21 protein-coding genes and 1 tRNA gene are annotated in these 22,552 nt (G+C 63.1%); 16 read left to right on the forward strand and 6 right to left on the reverse strand.

The genetic code is table 11. The features are described 5' to 3' along the window. Positions 1 to 48: 48 nt before the first annotated feature. The 3 genes from I6L32_RS15005 to I6L32_RS15015 all read left to right on the forward strand — a co-directional run bounded on the left by I6L32_RS15005 (position 49) and on the right by I6L32_RS15015 (position 3,405). Positions 49 to 1,029, forward strand: coding sequence for an ABC transporter ATP-binding protein (locus I6L32_RS15005; RefSeq protein WP_039038983.1), 981 nt, complete (start codon positions 49 to 51; stop codon positions 1,027 to 1,029). Then, positions 1,030 to 2,025 (forward strand): murein tripeptide/oligopeptide ABC transporter ATP binding protein OppF, encoded by a 996-nt coding sequence (oppF, locus tag I6L32_RS15010; RefSeq protein WP_200163567.1) that lies wholly within the window; start codon positions 1,030 to 1,032, stop codon positions 2,023 to 2,025. Between the two features lie 435 nt (positions 2,026 to 2,460). Further along, positions 2,461 to 3,405 (forward strand): TerC family protein, encoded by a 945-nt coding sequence (locus I6L32_RS15015; protein ID WP_029314355.1) that lies wholly within the window; start codon positions 2,461 to 2,463, stop codon positions 3,403 to 3,405. A gap of 54 nt (positions 3,406 to 3,459) precedes the next feature. On the opposite strand, the gene alr is transcribed toward I6L32_RS15015, so the two are convergent. Next, positions 3,460 to 4,686, reverse strand: a complete 1,227-nt coding sequence (alr, locus tag I6L32_RS15020; RefSeq protein WP_039038980.1) for an alanine racemase — start codon at positions 4,684 to 4,686, stop codon at positions 3,460 to 3,462. 179 nt (positions 4,687 to 4,865) lie between these two features. Here alr and I6L32_RS15025 point away from each other — a divergent pair, with 179 nt between their 5' ends. Continuing rightward, positions 4,866 to 5,312 (forward strand): isoprenylcysteine carboxylmethyltransferase family protein, encoded by a 447-nt coding sequence (locus I6L32_RS15025; RefSeq protein ID WP_010674336.1) that lies wholly within the window; start codon positions 4,866 to 4,868, stop codon positions 5,310 to 5,312. Positions 5,313 to 5,383: 71 nt separating this feature from the next. Here the strand turns inward: I6L32_RS15025 and I6L32_RS15030 are convergent, their stop codons facing one another. The 3 genes from I6L32_RS15030 to I6L32_RS15040 all read right to left on the reverse strand — a co-directional run bounded on the left by I6L32_RS15030 (position 5,384) and on the right by I6L32_RS15040 (position 7,520). Beyond that, positions 5,384 to 6,643: a dicarboxylate/amino acid:cation symporter gene (locus I6L32_RS15030; protein ID WP_041215419.1), complete on the reverse strand. Its 1,260-nt coding sequence runs from the start codon at positions 6,641 to 6,643 to the stop codon at positions 5,384 to 5,386. 203 nt (positions 6,644 to 6,846) lie between these two features. After that, positions 6,847 to 7,323: a hypothetical protein gene (locus I6L32_RS15035; protein WP_102948301.1), complete on the reverse strand. Its 477-nt coding sequence runs from the start codon at positions 7,321 to 7,323 to the stop codon at positions 6,847 to 6,849. Positions 7,324 to 7,443: 120 nt separating this feature from the next. After that, positions 7,444 to 7,520, reverse strand: a tRNA-Pro gene (locus tag I6L32_RS15040). A 33-nt stretch (positions 7,521 to 7,553) separates the two neighbouring features. On the opposite strand from I6L32_RS15040, the gene I6L32_RS15045 reads away from it, so the two are divergent. After that, positions 7,554 to 7,868, forward strand: coding sequence for a hypothetical protein (locus tag I6L32_RS15045; protein ID WP_216944090.1), 315 nt, complete (start codon positions 7,554 to 7,556; stop codon positions 7,866 to 7,868). On the opposite strand, the gene I6L32_RS15050 is transcribed toward I6L32_RS15045, so the two are convergent. Beyond that, complete coding sequence (locus tag I6L32_RS15050) at positions 7,858 to 9,201, reverse strand: dihydroorotase (RefSeq protein ID WP_039038976.1); 1,344 nt, start codon at positions 9,199 to 9,201, stop codon at positions 7,858 to 7,860. The two genes, I6L32_RS15045 and I6L32_RS15050, sit on opposite strands and share 11 nt — an antisense overlap. A gap of 79 nt (positions 9,202 to 9,280) precedes the next feature. Between I6L32_RS15050 and I6L32_RS15055 the strand changes: the two genes are divergently transcribed. Further along, positions 9,281 to 10,165 carry a 6-carboxytetrahydropterin synthase gene (locus I6L32_RS15055; RefSeq protein WP_161469925.1) on the forward strand — a complete coding sequence of 295 codons (885 nt, stop codon included), beginning with the start codon at positions 9,281 to 9,283 and terminating at the stop codon, positions 10,163 to 10,165. Positions 10,166 to 10,232: 67 nt separating this feature from the next. On the opposite strand, the gene I6L32_RS15060 is transcribed toward I6L32_RS15055, so the two are convergent. Next, positions 10,233 to 12,245 carry a methyl-accepting chemotaxis protein gene (locus I6L32_RS15060; RefSeq protein ID WP_041215416.1) on the reverse strand — a complete coding sequence of 671 codons (2,013 nt, stop codon included), beginning with the start codon at positions 12,243 to 12,245 and terminating at the stop codon, positions 10,233 to 10,235. 256 nt (positions 12,246 to 12,501) lie between these two features. Between I6L32_RS15060 and hinT the strand changes: the two genes are divergently transcribed. From hinT to I6L32_RS15110, 10 genes are all read left to right on the forward strand, one after another. After that, complete coding sequence (hinT, locus tag I6L32_RS15065; RefSeq protein ID WP_010674343.1) at positions 12,502 to 12,852, forward strand: purine nucleoside phosphoramidase; 351 nt, start codon at positions 12,502 to 12,504, stop codon at positions 12,850 to 12,852. Beyond that, positions 12,852 to 14,273 carry a COG3014 family protein gene (locus I6L32_RS15070; RefSeq protein ID WP_216944091.1) on the forward strand — a complete coding sequence of 474 codons (1,422 nt, stop codon included), beginning with the start codon at positions 12,852 to 12,854 and terminating at the stop codon, positions 14,271 to 14,273. Before hinT ends, I6L32_RS15070 begins: the two co-directional genes overlap by 1 nt. 68 nt (positions 14,274 to 14,341) lie before the next feature. Continuing rightward, positions 14,342 to 14,740, forward strand: a complete 399-nt coding sequence (locus I6L32_RS15075) for a YcfL family protein (protein ID WP_010674345.1) — start codon at positions 14,342 to 14,344, stop codon at positions 14,738 to 14,740. Next, positions 14,740 to 15,336 carry a penicillin-binding protein activator LpoB gene (gene lpoB / locus I6L32_RS15080; RefSeq protein WP_010674346.1) on the forward strand — a complete coding sequence of 199 codons (597 nt, stop codon included), beginning with the start codon at positions 14,740 to 14,742 and terminating at the stop codon, positions 15,334 to 15,336. The genes I6L32_RS15075 and lpoB overlap by 1 nt, the downstream gene beginning before the upstream one ends. Continuing rightward, positions 15,326 to 16,189: a phosphotransferase gene (locus tag I6L32_RS15085; RefSeq protein WP_216944092.1), complete on the forward strand. Its 864-nt coding sequence runs from the start codon at positions 15,326 to 15,328 to the stop codon at positions 16,187 to 16,189. Before lpoB ends, I6L32_RS15085 begins: the two co-directional genes overlap by 11 nt. A 51-nt stretch (positions 16,190 to 16,240) precedes the next feature. After that, on the forward strand, positions 16,241 to 17,101 hold the full coding sequence (locus tag I6L32_RS15090) for a DUF6279 family lipoprotein (protein WP_042017226.1): 861 nt from the start codon (positions 16,241 to 16,243) through the stop codon (positions 17,099 to 17,101). A gap of 106 nt (positions 17,102 to 17,207) precedes the next feature. Then, on the forward strand, positions 17,208 to 17,675 hold the full coding sequence (locus I6L32_RS15095) for a hypothetical protein (protein WP_045525161.1): 468 nt from the start codon (positions 17,208 to 17,210) through the stop codon (positions 17,673 to 17,675). Between the two features lie 148 nt (positions 17,676 to 17,823). Next, on the forward strand, positions 17,824 to 19,626 hold the full coding sequence (secD, locus tag I6L32_RS15100) for a protein translocase subunit SecD (protein WP_216944093.1): 1,803 nt from the start codon (positions 17,824 to 17,826) through the stop codon (positions 19,624 to 19,626). Positions 19,627 to 19,735: 109 nt separating this feature from the next. Next, a complete protein-coding gene (gene secF / locus I6L32_RS15105; RefSeq protein ID WP_176722704.1) occupies positions 19,736 to 20,650 on the forward strand; it encodes a protein translocase subunit SecF in 915 nt (304 codons plus the stop codon). Between the two features lie 248 nt (positions 20,651 to 20,898). After that, on the forward strand, positions 20,899 to 22,518 hold the full coding sequence (locus tag I6L32_RS15110; protein ID WP_216944094.1) for a methyl-accepting chemotaxis protein: 1,620 nt from the start codon (positions 20,899 to 20,901) through the stop codon (positions 22,516 to 22,518). Positions 22,519 to 22,552 lie beyond the last annotated feature (34 nt).

Genomic DNA, 22,552 nt, shown 5'->3' on the forward strand with positions numbered 1-22,552 from the left:
TCACCACGGGCAGGCCCCCATCACGACAGCGCGATAAGGAGTACTGAGATGAAATTACTGGATGTGAAAGATCTGCGGGTCGAGTTCAAGACCCCGGACGGCAATGTGGTGGCCGTCAACGACCTCAACTTTTCTCTTTCTGCTGGCGAAACCCTGGGGATCGTCGGGGAGTCAGGCTCAGGCAAGTCCCAGACGGCCTTTGCCATCATGGGGCTGCTCGCCAAGAACGGTGTCATCACCGGCTCGGCCAAATTTCAGGGGGACGAGATCCTGAATCTGCCGGAGCACAAGCTCAACAAGATCCGCTCCGAGAAGATTGCCATGATCTTCCAGGACCCCATGACGTCGCTCAACCCCTACATGAAGGTCAAGGATCAGCTGATGGAAGTGCTGATGCTGCACAAGGGGATGACCAAGGCTGCCGCCTTCGAGGAGTCGGTGCGCATGCTGGATGCGGTGAAGATCCCCGAGTCGCGCAAGCGGATGAACATGTATCCCCACGAGTTCTCCGGCGGCATGCGCCAGCGGGTGATGATCGCCATGGCGCTCCTGTGCCGACCGCAGCTGCTCATTGCCGACGAGCCGACCACGGCGCTGGACGTGACGGTACAGGCCCAGATCATGACCCTGATGAACGAGCTCAAGCGCGAGTTCAACACCGCCATCATCATGATCACCCACGATCTTGGCGTCGTGGCCGGCATCTGCGACAAGGTGCTGGTGATGTATGCAGGCCGGACCATGGAGTACGGCCGGGTCAACGATATCTTCTATCGCCCGAGCCACCCCTATACCGAAGGCTTGCTGCGCGCCATTCCCCGCCTCGACACCGAAGGGGAAGAGCTGCCCACCATTCCGGGCAATCCGCCCAACCTGCTGCGTTTGCCCACCGGCTGTCCCTTCCAGGAGCGTTGCCACCGGGTGAGCGAGATTTGTGGCCAGCAATCGCCGATCCTGACGCCGTTCAACGACGGCCGGGAGCGGGCGTGCCACTGGGTATCGGATGCCATGATCAAGGGAGTGAACTAAATGGGTACTGACAAGAAACTGCTGCTGGAAGTGTCCGACCTCAAGGTTCACTTCCATATCAAGAGTGACAAGGCCTGGCCCTGGGCCAAGCCCTCTGCCCTGAAGGCGGTGGACGGGGTGACCCTGCGCCTCTACGAAGGGGAGACCCTGGGTGTAGTGGGGGAGTCCGGTTGCGGCAAATCCACCTTCGCCCGTGCCCTCATCGGCCTGGTACCGGCCACCGACGGCAAGGTGGTGTGGCTTGGGCAGGACTTGACCAAGCTCGAGCAGAACGCCCTGCGGGAGAAGCGCAAGGAGATCCAGATGATCTTCCAGGACCCGCTGGCCTCCCTGAACCCCCGCATGACCATAGGGGACATCATCGCCGAGCCCCTCATCACCTTCTACCCGACCCTGCCAAGGGAAGAGGTGAAGGAGAAGGTGCGCGCCATGATGACCAAGGTGGGTCTGTTGCCGAACCTGGTGAACCGTTACCCCCATGAGTTCTCCGGCGGCCAGTGCCAGCGCATCGGCATCGCCCGGGCGCTCATCCTCGAGCCCAAGATGATCATCTGTGACGAGCCGGTCTCGGCGCTGGATGTCTCCATCCAGGCTCAGGTGGTGAACCTGCTCAAATCCCTGCAAAAGGAGATGGGTCTCTCCCTCATCTTCATCGCCCACGACCTCTCCGTGGTCAAACACATCTCCGATCGGGTGCTGGTGATGTACCTGGGCAACGCGGTGGAGCTGGGGACCGGCAAGGAGATCTTCACCAATCCCCTGCACCCCTATACCAAGGCGCTGATGTCGGCGGTCCCCATCCCGGATCCGGATCTGGAGCGCAGCAAGGTCATCCAGATCCTGGAAGGGGACTTGCCATCCCCCATGAATCCGCCCTCCGGTTGCGTGTTCCGTACCCGCTGCCCGGTGGCAGGTCCGGAGTGCGCCAAGACCCGGCCCCAGCTCGAGGGCAACTTCGACCACGCGGTCTCCTGCCTCAAGGTGGACCCGCTCTGAGAACCTGTTAACGATCTTGCTGCGAGGCCGTGATCAAGGCTCATGCGCTGCTCGGAATCCTCATGTATTCATATACATTCCGGTTCCTGCGCTGCTCTTTACCTTGTTGACGACCTCTCGCGACAGCTCGTAAACAGGTTCTAAGGAGAACCGTATCGAGAAGGGCGCGTGCTGGCGCTCTTTTTATTGCATGGGGGATAAGATGCCTCTTGGCGCCATCTTCCCGGACTGTTACTATCCGCCGCACAAGGGGAGTAACTTATCGCCGGTTTGTCGTCATTACGGTGCACCCATATCCTGCAGTGCACCCGGCAGCCGGGCAGTTGACGCAAGTCGGCTGTAAGTGAGACCTTGCCGAGAGGCAAGGTGTATCTGCTCCAAACGCGAACCCACTGCCTCCCGGCCGTGGGTTTTGTCGTTTTGGGAGAAGTGAAAATGGGTGAATGGTGGATGTGGACCGGTTTCTTCAGCATAGTGCTGGTCCTGTTGTGGATTGATATCCGCTTTGTCGGTGGCGGCAAGGCGCACAAGGTGTCGCTGAAAGAGGCGGGCATCTGGTCTCTCATCTGGGTCAGCGTGGCGCTCCTGTTCAACCTGGCCATCTGGCTCTGGCTGGATCACAGTGCCGGGCGCGAGATCGCGAACCAGAAGGGGCTGGAGTTTCTCACCGGCTACCTCATCGAAAAGGCACTGGCGGTGGACAACGTCTTCGTCTGGCTGATGCTGTTCGGCTACTTTGCCATTCCGGCGGAGCTGCAGCGCCGGGTCCTGCTCTACGGGGTGCTGGGGGCCATCGTGATGCGCGCCGGCATGGTGTTCGCGGGCAGCTGGCTCATCGAGCAGTTCCACTGGATCCTCTACCTGTTCGGGGCCTTCCTGCTGCTGACCGGTGCCAAGATGCTGTGGGCGGCCGACAAGGAGCCGGATCTCGAGAACAATGCCCTGCTCGGCTGGATGCGTCGTCGCTTCAAGGTGACCGAGACGCTGGAGGGAGAGAAGTTCTTCGTCTGGCGTGACGGTGTGCGCTACGCGACCCCGCTGCTGCTCATCCTGGTGCTGGTGGAGGTGAGCGACCTCATCTTCGCGGTGGACAGTATCCCGGCCATCTTCGCGGTGACCACGGATCCCTTCATCGTGCTCACCTCCAACATCTTCGCCATCATGGGGCTGCGCGCCATGTACTTCCTGCTGGCCGGGGTGGCCGATCGCTTCGCCCTGCTCAAATACGGCCTGGCGCTGATCCTGATGTTCATCGGGGTCAAGATGTTGCTGCTCGATATCTTCAAGATACCGACCGGCATCGCCCTTGGCGTGGTGGCGCTGATCCTGCTGGCCTCCATGGGGCTGAGTCTGCTGATGACCCGCAAAAAGGCGGCGTGAACGGTGCAGTAAAAAGGGCTCCCTCGGGAGCCCTTTTTCATGCCAGTAATTTGCTTAGCGCTTGATCTTCTTGGGGTTGGTGTAGCCCCAGACGGTGTACATGTCCGCCAAGAGGGCACCGTTGTACTCCTCCAGATCAGATTGTTTCACCTCGGCATCACCCTGGCGTCCGAACAGGACCACCTCGTCACCGGGTTTGATCCCCTTGATGTCGGTGACGTCCACCATGGTGGTGTTCATGGAGGTCTTGCCCACGACGGGGGCCTTCTGGCCATGGATCAGCACATAGGCCTTGTTGCTCATGGCGCGGCGGTAGCCGTCGGAGTAGCCCATCGGCAGGTTGGCCAGCAGGGAGTCGCGCTTGAGGGTGAAGGTGCGGTCATAGCCGACGGTGTTGCCCGCCGGGTAGTGGTTGACAGAGGCGACCTGGGTCTTGAACGCCATCACCTTCTTGTACTCGGTGTAGGAGGGAATGGTGTCGCCATAGATGATGCCGCCTGGGCGCACCATGTCAAAGTAGGCTTCCGGCACTTCCAGGGTGGCGAAGGAGTTGGCGGCGTGGATGGTGAGCTTGCTGCGATCCAGCTTGCCGGCGTCGATGAGCCACTGGTAGTCCAGCTTGAACTGGGCCAGCCCCAGCTTGACGTCCTCTTTCTCCTCCACCGGGAAGTGGGTCATGATGCCGACCGGGGTGATCCCCTTGAGCTTGAGCATGGCCAGGGCATCGGCCTTGGCATCGTCCTGGCGCAGATCGATGCCGTTGCGGCTCATGCCGGCGGAGTTCAGGCCGATGTGCACCGGGATGTTGGTGTGATGGCGCTGGGCGATGTCGGCGATCCCCTTGGCGCTCTCCAGGCTGCCGATGAGCTCTTCCAGCTTGTAGGGCAGGGCCTGCTCCACTTCATCCGGGGTGGCGGCACGCACCCGCATCAGGCGACCTTCGAAGCCCTTCTCGCGGGCCACGCGGGCCTCTTCGTTGCTGGCGATGCCGATGCAGGGGATGCCTGCCTTGACCACGGAAGGGACCAGCAGGTCGATGCCGTGACCGTAGGCGTCCGCCTTCATGATGGCGCAGATCTGCGGGCCCTTGTCACCGAGGCGATTTTTCAGGGTCTGGATGTTGTGCTCGAAGGCACCGAGATCCACTTCCAGCCAGGCGTTGGCGGCGGTCTGTTCCTGACCGTTGCGGTGGTCGTCGGCGAGCGGCAGATAGGGGGCGGCGACCGCCTGGCCGGCCAGCAGGCCAAAGATCAGGGTCGCGAGCAGTGTTTTCTTGTGCATGGGGCAAGTCCTTTCTTATTGTCTTGAGTTGAGGCTGGGCTCATCGCTGAGGCGAGCTGCGGCAGGGCTGGTCATAGCATGTTGCTATGCTAATGATATATTTCACTTTTTATCCAGATGCCGACTCTGGGAGTGTATCTCAACGGCGTCAATCGTGGCACGTGTTGCAGGAAGAAAATATGAAGCTGACGTTGCGGATTCCACCGCTGCTGCTGTTCGTCGTCATCGTGCTCGCCATGTGGCTGGGGCGGGGCGAGGGGAGGGCGGCACCCCTGTGGCTGGTGCTGGTCGCCACGCTGTGGCTGGCGGGAGCCCTGCTGGGGGGCGGTGCGCTTCTGCATTTCTGGCAGCAGCGCACCACCGTGCACCCCCAGCGGCTGGAGAGCAGCCGGGTGCTGGTGACCCGGGGCGTCTATCGCATCAGCCGCAATCCCATGTACCTGGGGCTGCTCTGCTGGACCCTGGCGCTGGCGTGCTATCTGGGAGGCATGGCAGTGTGGCTCGGGCCGCTGCTGCTCTGGGGCTGGCTTACCCGCTTCCAGATCCTGGCGGAGGAGCAGGCGCTGCGGCGGCAATTCGGCGATGCCTATGACGACTATTGCCGGCAGGTCAGGCGCTGGTGCTGAGGCGCGGTGTGCCCCATCAGGCATATGACAACGGCCCGCATAGGCGGGCCGTTGTCATGGGGGTCAGGGGATCACGCCTTGGCGGTGTCCACCTCGCCGAGGGGGGCGGTCTCCCCCAGGCTGTCTTCGCTCTTGGCCACCACGCTCGCGGCGATGGCGTTGCCCAGCACGTTGGTGGCGGAGCGCCCCATGTCGAGGAAGTGGTCGATGCCGAGCAGCAGCAGGATGCCCGCTTCCGGGATGTGGAACTGGTTGAGGGTGGCGGCAATCACCACCAGGGAGGCGCGGGGCACCCCGGCCATTCCCTTGGAAGTAACCATCAGCAGCAGCAGCATGGTGATCTGCTGGGCCGTGGAGAGCTCGATGCCATAGGCCTGGGCGATGAACATCACCGCGAAGGTGCAGTACATCATGGAGCCGTCCAGGTTGAAGGAGTAGCCCATGGGGAGCACGAAGCTGGCGATGCGCTTGTCACAGCCAAATTTCTCCAGTCTGTCCAGGGTCTTGGGGTAGGCAGCCTCGGAGCTGGCGGTGGAGAAGGCCAGCAGGATGGGCTCGCGGATGAGGGCGAGCAGGGTCAGGATGCGGCGGCGGATGAAGAGGCTGCCCATGGCGATGAGCAGCAGCCAGAGGCAGCCGAGCGCCAGATAGAACTGGGCCATGAAGGTGCCATAGGTGGCGAGGATGCCGAGCCCCTCCTTGGCGACCATGGCGGCGATGGCGCCAAACACCGCGAACGGGGCGAAGTTCATCACGTAGCCGGTCACCTTGAGCATGATCTCGGCGCCGCTGGCCATCAGCTTGACCACGGGCTTGGCGTCGTCCCCCAGGGCGGCGGCGGCCAGCCCGAAGAAGAGGGAGAAGACCACGATCTGCAGGATCTCGTTGGTGGCCATCGCCTCGACCACGCTTTTCGGGATGGCGTGGGTCACGAAATCCTTGAGGGAGATGGCAGTGGCAACCACGCCGGAGCTGGCGCCGTCATCGGGCAGGGAGAGGGAGAGCCCCACCCCAGGCTGCATCAGGTGGACCATGACCAGCCCCAGGGTCAGGGACATCAGGGAGGCGAGCATGAACCAGCCCAGAGTCTTGACGCCGATGCGGCCCACGGTGCGGGTGTCGCCCATCTTGGCGATACCGACCACGAGCGTGGTGAACACCAGGGGGGCGATGATCATCTTGATGAGGCGCAGGAAGATGTCGGTCAGCAGGGTGATGTCATCGGCAAAGCCTGCGGCCTGTGCGGGCGCGAGCAGGCGATAACCCTGCCCGGTCACGATGCCAAGCAACATCGCAATGAGGATGGCAACGGTCAACTTGTTCATTTTCATGGGGGAGTTCCGGTTTCGATAGGTGCAATGCCTGTGCAGGCGGCGAGAGGCCGCCTCAGTCCTTTTTTGTGATCCGGGCAGTGGAATCCAGACAGCCGGTGTGCTGGAGCATGCCTAATCGCGAAGGGGAAATCCAGTGACTTGTTTCGGAGTTTTGCGCTGTTGTTAGCTGCATTTGATATGCATCTTGTGATTTATTTGTATTAATCGCTGTTTATTTTAATTTTTGCGAGATAAACGGCTTCCATGCTCTGCGCGTCCCGGGGGCTGGCCTCCAGGGTGAAGACGAGCAGGGCCGAGGTGCGATGTTCCACCTGCATGTCGTCCATGAAGGTGTCTGGCTCGTACTCGTCGAACCCGAATTGGGGGCGGGTCGGGGTGACCCTGACGGCATCCCGCGACAGGGTCAGCGTCTCGACCCGAATCCAGGGGTATCCCTTTGCCAGTGCCACCTCACCGGCCCGCTTGAGCACGTATTTGCGCGCCGTTTCCCTGTCCACCAGATCGTTGCCCACAAACTCCAGTTGCCAGCGGGCCGGGCCAAGCTGGGTCTGTGAAAAACCGGTCTGGCCATTCCAGAACGATTTTTCACTGTCATAGGCGGTGGCACAGCCCGCGAGCTGGCCGACCAGCAGGGCGCTGAGGGCAAGGGTGCAGAAAGTACGAAGGGAAGACAACATGATGCGGGCCGCTTGGCAAAGGGGGGTTTACTACAGCACAAAGGGATCGGAGAGACAATCGCGGTGGAAGACCATAAAAGAAAAGGCCTTGTCGTCTGACAAGGCCTTTCTCGGGGAATTTGGTCGGTGTGAGAGGATTCGAACCTCCGACCCTCTACACCCCATGCAGATGCGCTACCTGGCTGCGCTACACACCGACGGAGTCAGCTCGGCTGACGGGGAGGGAGTTTATGGAGATGCCCCGACCCTGTCAACAGGGGAAATTCAGGTTCGAGATCGTTTGCCTGCTTTGCGAGCAACTTCGGATCAAAGTGCGACCAGTGGTGCATTTTGTCGGCACCTCACCGCTGTCTTGCAGGAAAAGCGGCCACCCGGAGGTGGCCGTTTGGCGTGATGTTCTCAAGCCGAGATCAGCGGTTGAAGGTCAAGCGCTTGCCCAATACCTTGTCGGTGACTTGGCCGTTCTGCCAGGCTATTTGCCCGTTGACCAGGGTCATCTCAAGCAAGGCGCGCTGGAAGCGGTCATCATCCAGATCAGCGGTTGAAGGTGAGTCGCTTGCCCAATACCTTGTCGGTGACTTGGCCGTTCTGCCAGGCTATTTGCCCGTTCACCAGGGTCATCTCGATGGTGCTCTGGAAGCGGTAGCCGTTGAACGGGGACCAGCCGCACAGGTAGAGCAGGTTGCTGTCGGTGACCACATAGGGCTTGCCGAGATCCAGCAGCACCAGGTCGGCGAAGTAGCCTTCCCGGATGTAGCCGCGATCCTGCACCTGGAAGCGCTCGGCCACCGCGTGGGAGGTCTTCTTGACGATGGTTTCCAGGCTGAAGACCCCGTTGTGGTAGAGCTCCAGCAGCGCCTGCAGGGAGTGCTGCACCAGGGGCACGCCGGACGGCGCCTTGAAGTAGCTGTTCTGCTTCTCTTCCCAGGTGTGGGGGGCGTGGTCGGTGGCGATGATGTCGAGCACGTCGTTGCGTACCGCATCCAGCAGGGCGTGCTGGTCGGCAGCGCTCTTCACCGCCGGGTTGCACTTGATCTGGCTGCCTAGGGTGTCGTAGTCCGCCTCGTTGAAGAAGAGGTGGTGGACGCACACTTCGGCGGTGATGTTCTTGTCCTTGAGATCCTTCAGATCCGGGGTGGCGGTAAAGAGCGAGAGCTCTTTCGCCGTGGTCAGGTGCAGCACGTGCAGCTTGGCGCCGTACTGCTTGGCCAGGGAGACCGCCATGCTGGAGGATTTGTAGCAGGCGTCCGCGCTGCGGATGCGGCCGTGCTCGCGCATGGGCACGTCTTCGCCCCACTTGGCGCGAGCTTCGTCTTCCAGCACCTTGATGGACGGGGTGTCCTCGCAGTGGGTAACGATCATCACCGGGCTCTCGCGGAAGATGGCTGCCAGGGTCTCCTGGTTGTCCACCAGCATGTTGCCGGTGGAGGCCCCCATGAAGATCTTGATGCCGCAGGACTGCTTGGGATCGAGTTTCTTGATCTCTTCCAGGTTGTCGTTGGTGGCACCCAGGTAGAAGCTGTAGTTGGCGGCGGCGGAGTTGGCGGCGATCTGGTATTTGGCTTCGAGGGCGTCGATGGTGGTGGTCTGGGGATTGACGTTGGGCATTTCCATGAAGCTGGTGGTGCCACCGGCCACGGCGGCCCGGGATTCACTGGCGATGGTTCCCTTGTGGGTCAGGCCGGGCTCCCGGAAGTGGACCTGGTCATCGATCATCCCGGGGATGAGATGACGGCCCGTTGCATCGATCACCACGGCATCGGGGGCACTGATGTCCGGGGCGACGCGGGCGATCCGCTCACCCTCGATCAGGACGTCGGAGGCATAGATGCGGCCTTCGTTGACCAGGGTGGCATTCTTGATAAGCAATTTGTTCATGGGGGGTTCCAGTTCCTTTGCCGATAATCCGGGGTCATAATATCGCAAACTGCACTTTCTCTGTAGCAAGGCCTGAGTAATGAAGTTATTTGTTAGAGATTTGACTGTGATCGATTCCAGCTATTTATGCGAGCGCCGCGGCATGGTGGGCGAGAGCTGGCTGGTGGACATCGAGATGAGCGGTGAGCTCAACGAGATGAGCATGTTGCTGGACTTCGGTCGGGTGAAGAAGCTCATCAAGTCGATCATCGATGAAGAGGTGGATCACAAGCTGCTGGTGCCGACGGAATGTTCCCTGGTCCATGTCCACGCGCTGGAGAACGACGAGAGCACCGTGGATCTGCTGCGTCCGGGTCGCGCCATCCACCTGCGTTGCCCGACCCAGGGCTTTGCCTTCATTCCCGCCCCCCAGGTGGATAAAGAGTCGGTGACCCGCTATCTGCTGGGGGTACTGGCCAAGCGTCTGCCCGGCAACATCAAGGATCTCTCCCTGACGTTGCGCTCGGAGCGCATCGAGGGCGCCTTCTACCACTACAGCCACGGCCTCAAGAAGCACGACGGCAACTGCCAGCGCATCGCCCACGGCCACCGCTCTCCCGTCGAGATCCTGGTGGATGGAGAGCGTGACGAGGAGCTGGAGTTCAACTGGGCCGAGCGCTGGGCCGACATCTACCTGGGCACCGAAGAGGACAGAGTGGCCCTTGGCGAACTCGCCCTGAGCGAGCGGGCCGAGGCGTCACTGAAAGAAGGGGACGCGCACTACATCGGCTTCAAGTACGTGGCGCCCCAGGGGCTGTTCCAGCTCGCCATGCCGGCGGCGGAGGTGGAGATGATCGACACCGACACTACCATCGAGCTGCTGGCCCACTACATCGCCCGCGAGGTGAAGAAGCAGGTAGGGGACAAGTTCGTCAAGATTGTCGCCTATGAAGGGGTCGGCAAGGGCGCCATCGCCTACGCCTGAGCCAGGTTCTTCGCTGCCATGAAAAGGCCCCGCCAATGCGGGGCCTTGTCGTATCGGGTCGTGGCCATCAGGCACTGAGGCGGAAGCGCTGGACCAGCCCCTCCTGCTGCTCGGCAAGGGAGTCGAGCTGCTGGCTGGTCTCGGCGACCCGCTCTATGCCCTGATAGTTGAGATCCGAGATGTCGGAGATGCGGTTGAGGTTGGTGGCGATGTCGGCGCTGGTGGCCTGCTGCTGCTCGGCGGCGGAGGCTATCTGGCTCGACATGTCGCTGATGAGCACCACGATGCCCTGCACCTCTTCCATGGCGTTGTTGGCCTGGGAGCTCTGATCCACGCAGCTGTCCATCTCGCGGGAGCACTCCTGCATCACGTTGACCGCCCGGGCGACGCCTTGCTGCAGGTTCTCGATCATGGTCTGGATTTCGCTGGTGGACTGGGCGGTACGACCGGCCAGGTTGCGCACCTCGTCGGCCACCACCGCAAACCCGCGTCCCTGCTCGCCGGCACGGGCCGCCTCGATGGCGGCGTTGAGGGCCAGCAGGTTGGTCTGCTCGGCGATGCCGCGGATGACGTCGAGGATGTTGCCAATCTGGCCGCTCATGGCGCTCACGTCGCCAATCACCTTGCCGGTCTGCTGCAGCTTGCCCGCGAGCTGATGGGTGGTGGTGATGTTGCCTGCCATCACCTTGCGCCCCATCTCGGAGGCCTTCTCCACATCCTGCACCCGCTCCAGGGTCTGGTTGGCGGCCTGGGCCACCTCCCGCACCGAGGCCTCCATCTGGGTCATGGCGGCGGCGACCGAGGCGGTTTCCTGACGCTGTTTTTCCAGATCCGCCCGCACCGATTCGGTGGTGTGGCGGTTGTCGTGGGCGGCGCTGTTGAGCTGGGTCGAAGCCTGGGAGAGCTGCTTGAGCACATCCCCCATCTGGTGGATCAGCAGGTTGATCTGGCTGGCGAGCTGGCCGAATTCGTTCTGGCTCTTGAAGCCGACGCGCTGGGTCATGTCGCCCTGGGTCACCTCGGTCAGCACCCGCAGCAGCTCTTTCAGGGGGCGGCGGATGGCCTTGCCCAGGGTGAAGGCCACCAGGATGGCGACGAAGATGGCGATGGCGATGCTGATCCCCTGGGTCAGGGTACTCTGGGTCTGCACCCGATCGGAGGCCTGGATGCTGGCGTTCATCAGCTGCTGGCTCTGGGCGGTGATCCCCTCCAGCTTGTTCTGGATGCTGAGGATGAGCTGGCTCGCCTGCTTGCTCTGCTCGCGCATGGCCTGCTGCTGCTTCATCAGGGCCAGGTATTGGGAGAGCACGCCGTCATTGCCCGTGGTGTCGCGCACGAAGCCATGGACGTAGTGGCCCATGTTGTTGTCGAAGTCCTTGAGCTCCCCCTGGAGATCCTTGATGGTGCTGTTGAAGCCCTCGATCTGCATCTTGTTGCGCTTGAGCGCCGCCTCGATGGGGGCGGGGATGCTCTGGTTGAGGGCATCCATGGTGGAGAGCTCGATGGCGGAGAGCTTGGTGGTCAGGGTCTCGGAGAGCATCTTGATGAAGCTGTCGTCGATGGTGACCATCATGTCCCCCAGGTTCTTCTTGAACTGGGGCAGGCTGACCTGGAACTGGCCCTTGGCCTGATTGACCTTGTGCAGTCGGGTGAGCAGGGCCTCGTGTTCGCCGGGCAGGGTCTGGGTCAGTTGCAGGTAGTCATCCACCAGCTTGACGAGGGCAGTCATGTCCGCCTGCAACTGGGGATGAACCGCCACCTGTTGCTTGAGGCTGGCGACCATCTTGTCGACCTGGCCCTTGGCCTGTTGCAACTCGGCCACTTCCGCCGGCAGTTGCTTGAGATCCTGCTCGGTCAGCACGTCGGTGAGCCATTTGTTGGCGCTGAGCAGGCTTATCTGGGTCTGGCTGCTGGCGAGTACCAGCGGCATGGACTCCTGGGTCACCTGATCCAGGGCGCCGCTGAGTTCGCTCTGGCCGCGAAAGGTCAGTACCGCACTGGCGACCATGACGGCGACCAGGATGGCAAAGCCCAGATAGACTCTCTGTAGGATCGAGAGGTCTGACATTGTTTGTTTCATTATTGTCCCGCTGTCTGTGCAAAAGTCCCTTGCCTGAGTACCCCGTCCCTTTGATACCCTGCATGCCCCGAAGGGGATGCCGTTGTGGTTCGCGGGACGTCTCCTCGCTATCGGTATTCTTCACAATAACTGAAGCGATTGGGACAACGGCTGTGCCAAATGTCGGCTTGTGTCACACTTGGCGCGTTGCGGCGGCCTGTTTGGGAGCCGCTTGAGCTTTGTATTGAATTTTCTTTTTCCTATAAAGGAGTTACCCATGGCGCAAGAAACCATTTTCAGCAAAATCATCCGTAAGGAGATCCCCGCCGACATCCTTTATCAAGACGATCTGGTGACCGCGTTTCGCGACATCCAGCCCAAGGCCAAGACCCATATCCTGATTATTCCCAACGTGCTCATCCCCACCGTCAACGACGTGGAGCCGGATCACGAGCTGGCGCTGGGCCGGATGTTCACCGTGGCCCGCAAGCTCGCCAGCGACGCGGGCATCGCCGAGGACGGCTACCGCCTCATCATGAACTGCAACCGCCACGGCGGGCAGGAGGTCTATCACATCCACCTGCACCTGGTCGGTGGCGAGCCCCTGGGACCCCTGCTGAGCCTGTGATGCGCCTCGTCCCGTCGACCGGCCTGCTGTTGGCCGGTCTGCTGCTGGGGGGCTGTGCCTCCCAGTGGAAAGACATGTTCGTCTCCTACTCGGATCAGATGTTGCCCCTGCGCAACCAGCTGCTGCTGGGCCATGCCGCCGAAGCCCTGCCCGAGGTGCGCGAATCGACCCCGGGGGACGACACCTTCGTGCTCGACCAGCTGGAGAAGGGGCGCATCGCCTGGCTGGCGGGTCAGGACGGCCCCAGCAAGCAGGCCTTTGCCGCCGCCGACAGCCGGCTTGTGTGGGAAGACAATCAGGCCGAGTACCGCCTGAGCCGGGGACTGGCCCAGGCGGGCAGCCTGCTCACCAACGATCAGACCCTGGCTTACCAGGCGCCCGATTACGAGCGCACCATGCTGCACCACTATCTGGCGCTCAACTACTTGCAGCGGGGGGATGCCGACGGCGCCCTGGTAGAGGTGCGCCGTGCCAACCAGGTGCAGGAGCAGGCTCTTAAACGGCGGGCTGACGAGGTGCGCAAGGCCGCGCAGGAGGGGGAGCAGGAGGACGAAGCCGGGGAGATGCGCCAGCTGATGTCGCGCGGCGCCCCCGAGCTCGATCGCCTGATAGGCCAGGTGAAAAACGGTTTCCAGAACGCCTACACCTTCTATTTCTCCGGCGTGCTCTACGAGGCGGCCGGGGATCTCAACGATGCCTGGGTCGATTACCAGCGCGGCTATCAGATAGCGCCGGACAACCAGAGCCTGCAGGATGCCTTGCTGCGCCTGGCCCGGCTTCGCGGCTCTCCCGAGGAGCTCAAGGAGACCGAGCAACGGATGGGCCGCAAGGCGCCGCCCTTGGCCAAGGATCAGGGCCAGCTGGTGGTGCTGTTTGAAGATGGCCTCATCCCGGCGCGCCGGGAGCTCTTCCTGCCGCTGCCCATCTCCACCTCCAGCGGCGATTTTCGTACCTTTACCGTGGCGGTGCCCTATTACGACAATCGGGCCAGCGACGGCGCCCCGCTCACCCTGTCGGTGGGCAAGGGGGTGGCGCAGACCAGCGAGCTGGTGAGGCTGGAGGCGCTGGCGGCCAAGGATCTGCAGGAGCGGCTGCCTGGCATGCTGACCCGGCAGGCCCTGCGGCTGGTGGCCAAGGAGCAGGTGCGGCGCACTGCCGCTAAGGAAGGAGGGGATGTGGGCAACATCCTGGTGGGGATCTTCAACACCCTCTCGGAGCGGGCGGATACCCGCAGCTGGCTGACGCTGCCCGCCAAGGCCTCGAGCTGGCAGGGGATGGTCCCGGCCGGGAACGTCACCCTGACCCTGGGGGCGGGCAGCGCCATGCGTACCCTGCCACTCAGCGTCCACGCCGGGCGCACCACCCTGGTGTGGGTACAGCGCCTGGGGAGCGGGCTCACGACCCGGGTGATGCCCCTCTAGGGGGAACCGGATATGGCAACTCAGATGAATGACCGGTCAGGCCGACGGCCACCGGCAAGGAGAACAAGATGAAAGCACAAGGGTTGGCCCTGGGCCTGGTTCTGCTGCTGACGGGCTGTGCCACCAATACTTCCGGCGTGGCGCTCTATGGCGCGGCCGGTGCGGCGGCGGTGGCCGAGCAGCATCAAAACGTCAACGTCACCCTGACCGAACTCAGCCGGCGCCAGCAGAACGGCCTGTTGCAGGTCAACGTGGCGGCGGCCAGCACCCAGCGTGGTGACAACACGCTGCAATATCTCTTCTACTGGTATGACGACGCGGGGCAGGAGGTGGCCAGCGATGGCCGCGGCTGGACCCCCCTCAAGCTGCATGGCTACCAGACCCGCACCCTGTCCGCCCTGGCGCCGAGCCCGGCTGCACGGGGTTACCGGATTTACGTTCGCGAAGTGATGGAGGAATCCTACTGATGAAAATGAATCATGCCCTGCTGATCCTGACCGGCGCCCTGCTGCTGGGCGGCTGTTCCAGCACCACCGTCAGCTATGGCGATCCCACCGAGACCGAGACGGTGACCGTCGATTACGGCTCCTCCGACTTGCAGGCCATCGCCGACAAGATGGCGGATTCCATGCTGGCGTCCCCGGCCACCAGCGAGATCACCGCCGGGGGCCGCCCGGTGATGTTCATGGACTCCATCCGCAACAAGACCTCGGAGCACATCGACACCGAGGCCATCACCGACACTATCCGCACCAAGCTGCTGCGCTCGGGCAAGTTCCGCTTCGTGGACATGAGCAAGGTGGCGGCGGTCAAGCAGCAGCTCGAATACCAGCAGGGCAGCGGCATGGTGGATCCCGCCACCATGGTGCGGCTCGGCAAGCAGACCGGTGCCCGCTACATGGTCTATGGCAACCTCGCCAGCATCGTCAAGGACAACGGCAAGGTGAAGGACGTCTACTACCAGATGACCATGAACCTGATGGATGTGGAGAACGGCGAACTGCTGTGGGCCGATCAGAAAGAGATCCGCAAACAGGCCAAGAAGTCCACCTTTGGCTGGTGAGGACCCGCGGGGGCAGGGGGATCTGGCGGAGCTGGCGCTCCTCGCCAGCCTGCCGGCGCCCTGGGATCAGGGGCGCCTTGAGCCGCTGGGCCAGGGCCTGACCAACGGCAACTACCGGCTCAGCCTCCCCACTGGCGAGCAGGCCTTTCTGCGCCGCGGTCATCCGGATCCGGTGCGCCTTGGCATCGACCGGGCCACCGAGTGGCAGCTCTACCAGGGGGCGGTGGGGCAGGGGCTGGCGTTGCCCTGTCATCACGGCGATCCCGCCACCGGCCTGATGCTGCTGGCGTGGTGCGACGAACCCAACTGGGCCGAGCTGGCGCCGCCTCTCGCCGCGCAACCCCGCCTGATGGCGGATGTGCTGGTGCGGCTGCACCGCCTGCCGGTGCCGACCGTGGTGATGGCGGTGCGGGCCCACAGCGGCGGTTATCGGCAGCGTCTGGCCCATATCCCTCCCTGGCTGCCCGCGCTGGAGCGGGCCCTGCTCGCGAGCCGGGAGCCGGACGACTGCTGGCTCCCTTGCCATCACGATCTCAATCCGGCTAACTTGTTGGGGTCGCGGCCCTGGGTCATCGACTGGGAGTACGGCGCCGCCGGCCATCCAGGGTTCGAGGTCGCCAGCATTCAGCGCACCCACGGCTGGAGCGAAGAGCAGCGGTGCCAGTTGGAGAGCTGCTATCTTGAAGCCATGGACGGGGCACCGACGGGGCTGGGGCCCCGGGGATTCCAGGCCGACGCCTTCCTGCCCTGGGTCGATTACATCGGCCTGCTGTGGGCGCTGCTGATGGCCGAACAGCAACCCGGGCCCGAGTATCAGGCCCTGATCGACATCAACCGCCAGCGCCTGGAGTGATGCCCGGCAACGGCCCGCGCGACGCGTGTATTCAATGAATGGGAGGCATGCATGGTGACCACATTCTCATGGCGTCAACCGCGTAGCTGGAGCCTGCTGCTGCTCTGCCTGCTGCTGACGGGTTGCGCCACCCGGGTGATCTACTACTGGCTCGACTCGGCCATCGTCTGGCAACTGGACGACTACTTCTCCCTGGACCGCAGCCAGAAGAAGCTGCTGGACCAGGAGGTGAAGGGGCTGATGGCCTGGCACCGGCAGCATGAGCTGCCCATCTATGCCCGGGATCTCGATGCCCTGGCCAAGGCGGTGGCCAGCCCCATGAGCCCGGCCCAGGTGACCCTGCATCTGGACAGAACCCAGGCGAGCCTGACCCGCACCCTGGAGAACGCCATTCCCCGCACGGTGCGCCTCGCCAAGACCCTGACCGACGATCAGGTGGCTCGCTTCATGGCCGATCGGGTGAAGCGCCAGCAGGAGCGCCAGCACGATTTTGCCACCCAGTCGAAGGCCGAGATGATCAAGGGCTTTCGGGAGAAGATGAACGAGCGCCTGGTGTTCTGGATTGGCAAGGTGAAGCCGGCCCAGGAGCCCCTCATCACGCAGTGGGCCGAGTGGCAATACGAGATGATGGCCCCCTGGCTCGACTTCCAGGAGGCCTGGACCAAGGAGCTTGATCGGCTGATGAAACAGCGCCAGAGTCCGGATTTCGGCCAGGAGCTGACCCGCTTGCTCCAGCAGGGGGACGGCCTGATGGATGGCCGCTTCACCGGCTACACGGACCAGTCCCGCCAGCGCACCATCCAGTGGCTGAGCGATCTCAGCCACTCCATGGATCTCTCCCAGCGGGCCCACCTCTACACCCTGCTCAAGGACTATGCCGAAGACTTCGAGGGCATGACCCGCAGCCGCTGAGGACGCGGTGAGACAACACAAGGGCGGCGGGCCCCGGGCCTGCCGCCCTTGTTCTTGTGGGGCAGGCTGTGGTATCTTGCCCTTTCTATTGTGTGGGAATTAACTTTTGAACCTGACCGACAACGTGAAACTGGCGGCGATGACCCTGCTCATCACCCTCGCACTGTTGTTCTCTACCCTCTCGGTGGAGGGGGTCAGGGTACCCGCGTTCCAGCCCTCGGCCCAGCAGGCCCACTCGCTGGCGGAGGGGGCGGCACCTGCCGACGCAAGCCCGGCGGCCCACGGCGTCAGCGGCAGTGACGATGGCATCGTCAAGTTCGTCGGCTCCCACCAGAATCACCTGCTGCGCCTCGAGCACTCCCTGAGCCGGGATCATCAGCCCGGCAGCGTGGTCTACGAGCTGGTGATGAGCTGGTCCCAGCAGGCCATCCTGCTGCTGCTGTGCGGCCTGCTGTTCTATGCCGCCCTCTTCTACCCGGGGACGAGCTTTCGCGATCACTTCGCCGGCATTCACAGGCGCCGCCTGCAGCGCCGGCATCTGCAGTACCGATTCGCCCAGAGCTTCCTCGCCTGACCCCGATGGGGTCAGCTTGCCACCTGTTGCCTCATCTTCTCTCTGTTGCTGTTCACTTTTAGTGAACGGCTAGGCTGTCTTGTTTCATTTTTTTGCACGGTGCGACCCCGGTGTCGCCCCTTGCCATCGCCTGACAGAGGCCGATTTCATGAGAAAAAAGAGTCATATCGTGTTGAACCGCATGAGCCTGTGGCAGTACGCCCTGTTGCTGCTGATGCTGGTCACGTTCGCGTTCTATTCCCTGCCCACCTTCTTCGGTGAGCAGCCCTCCCTCGGTCTGCACGGTCAGTCGCGCCTGAGCGACGCGCAGCGCACCCTGCTGGCCGAGAACCACATCGACCCCCTCAAGCAGGTCGCCCAGGGCAACCGGATGGAGCTGGTGTTCGCCAGCCAGGGGGAGCAGCAACTGGCCAAGCAGTTGCTGGAGCAGCAGGGGCTGGACAGCGCCGCCCTGACCCTGGAGTTCTACTCCAACGCCCCGGCCTGGATCAGCCGGCTTGGCGCCGATCCCATCAAGCTCGGGCTGGACCTGCGCGGCGGCTCCCAGTTGCTGATCGGGGTGGATGTGGATTTCGTCATCGACAACCAGACCAAGAACCTGGTGGATACCCTGCGCACCCGTTTTCGCGAGGCCAACCTGCGGGGGGCCAGCGTGATGCGCACCGCCCAGGGGAGCGTGGCCGTCACCCTGCCCGACGTGGCGGGGCAGGAGGCCTGGCTCTCCATCATCAAGGAGAGTGCCGGTACCCGCCAGGATCAGTGGACACTGAGCCGCTCCGGCAATGCACTGACCCTGGTGCTGAGCGACGCCGAGCGCACCCTGCTGGTGAACAACGCCGTGACCCAGAACCTGTCGATCCTGAAAAAGCGGATCAACGAGCTCGGCATCGTCGAGGCCTCGGTGGTGCGTCAGGGGCAGGACGGCATCCGCATCGAGCTGCCGGGGGTGCACAACCCCAAGCAGGCGAAAGAGGTGATCGGCGCCACCGCGTCTCTGGCCTTCTATGAAGCCAAGGCCGACAGCCGCTTCTTCATGGCGGATCGCAGCGGCCAGGCGGTGGGGCTGGCCCGCCAGCCGGTGCTGAGCGGCGAGCATATCGTCGATGCCCGCGCCAACATGGGGGAGATGGGGCAGCCCCAGGTCAACATCGTGCTCGACACCCTGGGGGGGAGCAAGATGAACCAGTTCAGCCGCCAGCACGTGGGCAAGCCCATGGCCACCGTCTTCACCGAGTACAAGACCAACGCCGAAGGCAAGCTGCGCGCCCGAAGCGAGGTGATCAACGTCGCCACCATCCAGACCGCCCTTGGCAACCAGTTCCGCATCACCGGGATTGGCAGCCTGCCACAGGCCCAGGAGCTCGCCATGCTGCTGCGGGCCGGGGCCCTCACCGCGCCGCTGAAGATCCTGGAGGAGCGCAGCATAGGCCCGACCCTGGGTCTGCAGAACATCGAGGCGGGCTTCACCGCCCTGGCGTTCGGCATGGCGGGCATGATGCTGTTCATGATGGCCTGGTATCGCAAGTTCGGCTGGGTCGCCATCACGGCGCTGGTCGCCAACCTGCTGATGCAGGTGGGGATGCTGGCGGTATTGCCGGGGGCCGTGCTGACCCTGCCGGGGATCGCCGGTCTGGTGCTCACCGTGGGCATGGCGGTGGATACCCATGTGCTGATTTTTGAGCGGATCAAGGACCGGCTGCGGGAAGGGGGGTCTTTGGCCAACGCCATCGACTTTGGCTATCGCTCGGCGTTTCGCACCATCTTCGATGCCAACATCACCACCCTCATCTGCGCCGTGGTGCTCTATGCCATCGGCTCCGGGCCGCTGCAGGGCTTCTCCATCACCCTGATCCTGGGGCTCATCTCCAGCATGGTGACCGGCATCTGGGGCACCCGCGCCATCATCAATCCCCTGTGGGGCAACAGCCGCGCCAAGCTGCTGAGGGTATGACCATGAACCGACTTCATCACCATGACGCCGCGCCCGTGAGTCTGCATGACCTGCGCACCGACCACTTCCTGCCGGGAAGTCTGAACCACCTGACGTCGAGGGAAGAACAATGCTGAGAATGATCCTGGCCATGGGGCTGACCCGCTGGCGCTATATCGGGTTGTGGGCCTCCGTGCTGCTGACCCTGGCCTGCGTGGCCGTCCTTGCGACAAAAGGGCTCGCCCTCGGGCTCGATTTCACCGGCGGCATCCTGCTGGAGTTTCGCATCCAGACCCTGAAGGAGGCCCATGAGCTCAACGCTCTGCTGACGGCGCCCCTGGCGGGGGTGGTGGAGCTGCACGGCGCCGGTGTGCCCGGCGAGTGGCTCATCAAGCTGCCCCCCCACGCGCTGCCCTGGGCGGCGGAGGATCTGGCGACCATGCTGGGGCAGCAACTCGCCCTGCCGGTGGAGCTCTTGCGCACCACCATCGTCGGGCCCCAGGTGGGCGCGGAGCTGTTCCAGCAGGGGATGCTGGCGGTGCTGGTGGCCTCGCTCGCCATCTCCGCCTACCTGGCGGTGCGCTTCGAGTGGCGCCAGGCCATCGGCATCCTGGTGTCGGTGCTGCACGACGGTCTGGTGGCCATCGGGCTGCTCGCGCTCTTTGACATCGAGTTCGACCTCAACGTCATCGCGGGCCTGATGGCGGTGATAGGCTACTCCCTCAACGACAGCATCGTCATCTCGGACCGGCTGCGGGACTTGCTGGGGTCGCGTACCCGCATGGGGATCCACGAGTGCTCGGACGTGGCCATCAAGGCCACCTTCAGCCGCACCATGATCACCTCGGGCACCACCCTCTTTACCGTGGGGGCCCTGCTCCTGTTCGGCGGCGACGCCCTCTACGGCTTCTCCTTCACCCTGTTCGCCGGCATCCTGGTGGGCACCATCTCCTCCATCACGGTGGCCTCCACCGTGCAGGAGCTGCTGGGGCTCTCCCCCCAGGCCTACCAGAAAAAAGAGGAGGAGCTGGCCGAGGCGGCGTGACCGCCGAGCGCCCCGTCACGGGGCACATGGGCGGCCAGTGCGGCCGCCCCGGGCAAAAAAGGAAGGCGAATGCCTTCCTTTTTCCATTCTGCCAGAGGGGGCGGCGGTCCCGAAGGCCGGGCTGGGGCGGCGTGTGTGACGCGGCCGAGCAGAAGTTGAAAAGTGTAATGAAATGCATGTTTTAGGCGCTATTTTCGGGGCCCGCTTCGGCTACACTGGCAGGGAGTCTATGGATGGAGTAAGCACTCATGAATATCGCTCGTCGGCTTCAACTCATTGCCCTGCTGGTCATGCTGGCCCTGGGGTGTCTCAGCTGGTTCAGCATCAGCAGACTCTCCTCCGCCCATGCGGATCTCAGCTATGTAACAGACAACACAGTCCCCAGCATTTCCACGATCAAGGAGATAGAAACGGACTTCTACGCCCTGCACTCATTGATCCAGGCGCACGTGCTCAACACCGACGACGGCAAGATGAGTCAGATAGAGCAGGGCATCGCTTCCTATCACACCAATATGGACGCCCTGCTGAGCCAGTATGAAAGCGGGATGATCACCAATGAGGAGGACAGGCAGCTCATCGCCGATGATCGGCGCCTGGTTGCCCAGTACGACAAAGCCTCCGAAGACGTCCTGCGCCTGTCCCGTGAGAACAAGAGTGTGGAGGCCAGAGAGGCGATCGACAAGGCGCTTGCCCCCTTGTATGAGCAGCTTACCAAGGCCATCGACAAGCACGTCCACTTCAACATCCAGCAAGGTGACGCCGTCAAGCTGCGAGGCGAGCAAAATGCCGATAGCAGCATGCAGGCACTGTTGTTCATCTCGGTGGGCACGGGTGCCCTCACGCTGGTGCTCTTTCTCTGGCTGTTCAGGCAGGTCGCCAATCCCCTCCGTCTGGCCATGACGACCCTGTCCGAAATCCAGCGCGACCTGAACTTCACCCTGCGGGCCAATGTGAGCCAGCAGGACGAGATCGGCCAGACGCTGACGGCGGTCAACCGCCTGCTGGACACCTTGCAGCAGACCTTCACCGAGTTTTCGGTGGGCAGCCTGCAGATCAAGAGCACGGCAGAGTCCCTCTCCCAGGCGGCCCAGCACATGGCGGAGTCGGCGAGTCAGGCCAATGACGCCACCAGCCTTATCGCCGCCGGGGTGGAGGAGATGAGCGTGAGCATCACGGACATCTCCCAGCGCACCCAGGAGACCAGCCGCATCACCAATGAATCCGGCAAGCTCGCCAGTGACGGCGGGGCCACCATAGATCGCACTGTGCTCGCCATCAACGACATCGCCGACGCCATTCGTCAGGCCTCCCGCGATGTGACGGCGCTGGGGGAGGGGATCTCCCGCATCGGTGGGGTGGTGAACGTCATCAACGATGTGGCGGGGCAGACCAACCTGCTGGCGCTCAACGCCGCCATCGAGGCGGCGCGGGCCGGTGAGCAGGGACGCGGCTTTGCGGTGGTCGCCGACGAGGTGCGCAAGCTGGCGGAGCGGACGGCCCAGTCGACCCAGGAGATCTCAAGGACGGTGGAGGCAATCCAGCAAGGGTCCGAGGCCACGGTGGCCAGAATGGTCCTGGTGGAGGAGAAGGTGGCGCAAGGGGTGGCCATGGCGACGGAAAGCGGTGCCATCATCACCCAGATCCGCCAGGCCTCCCATCGCGTCATGGATCAGGTCGGCGAGATCTCCCTGGCCATCCGCGAGCAGACCTCGGCGGCGGAATCCATCGCCCTCCAGGTCGAGCAGATAGCCCAGGTGGTGCAGCAGACCAGCAGCACGGCGGAGGAGACCTCCGCCGCTGCAGAGGAGCTGAACGTGACCACGGAGAATATCCACCAGCAGATCTCCCGCTATCGCATCCAGTGATGAGCGGATCGGTTGTTCTCTCCCCGCCATGCCC

The organism is Aeromonas sp. FDAARGOS 1402 (genome assembly GCF_019046925.1).
Lineage (GTDB): Bacteria > Pseudomonadota > Gammaproteobacteria > Enterobacterales > Aeromonadaceae > Aeromonas > Aeromonas caviae.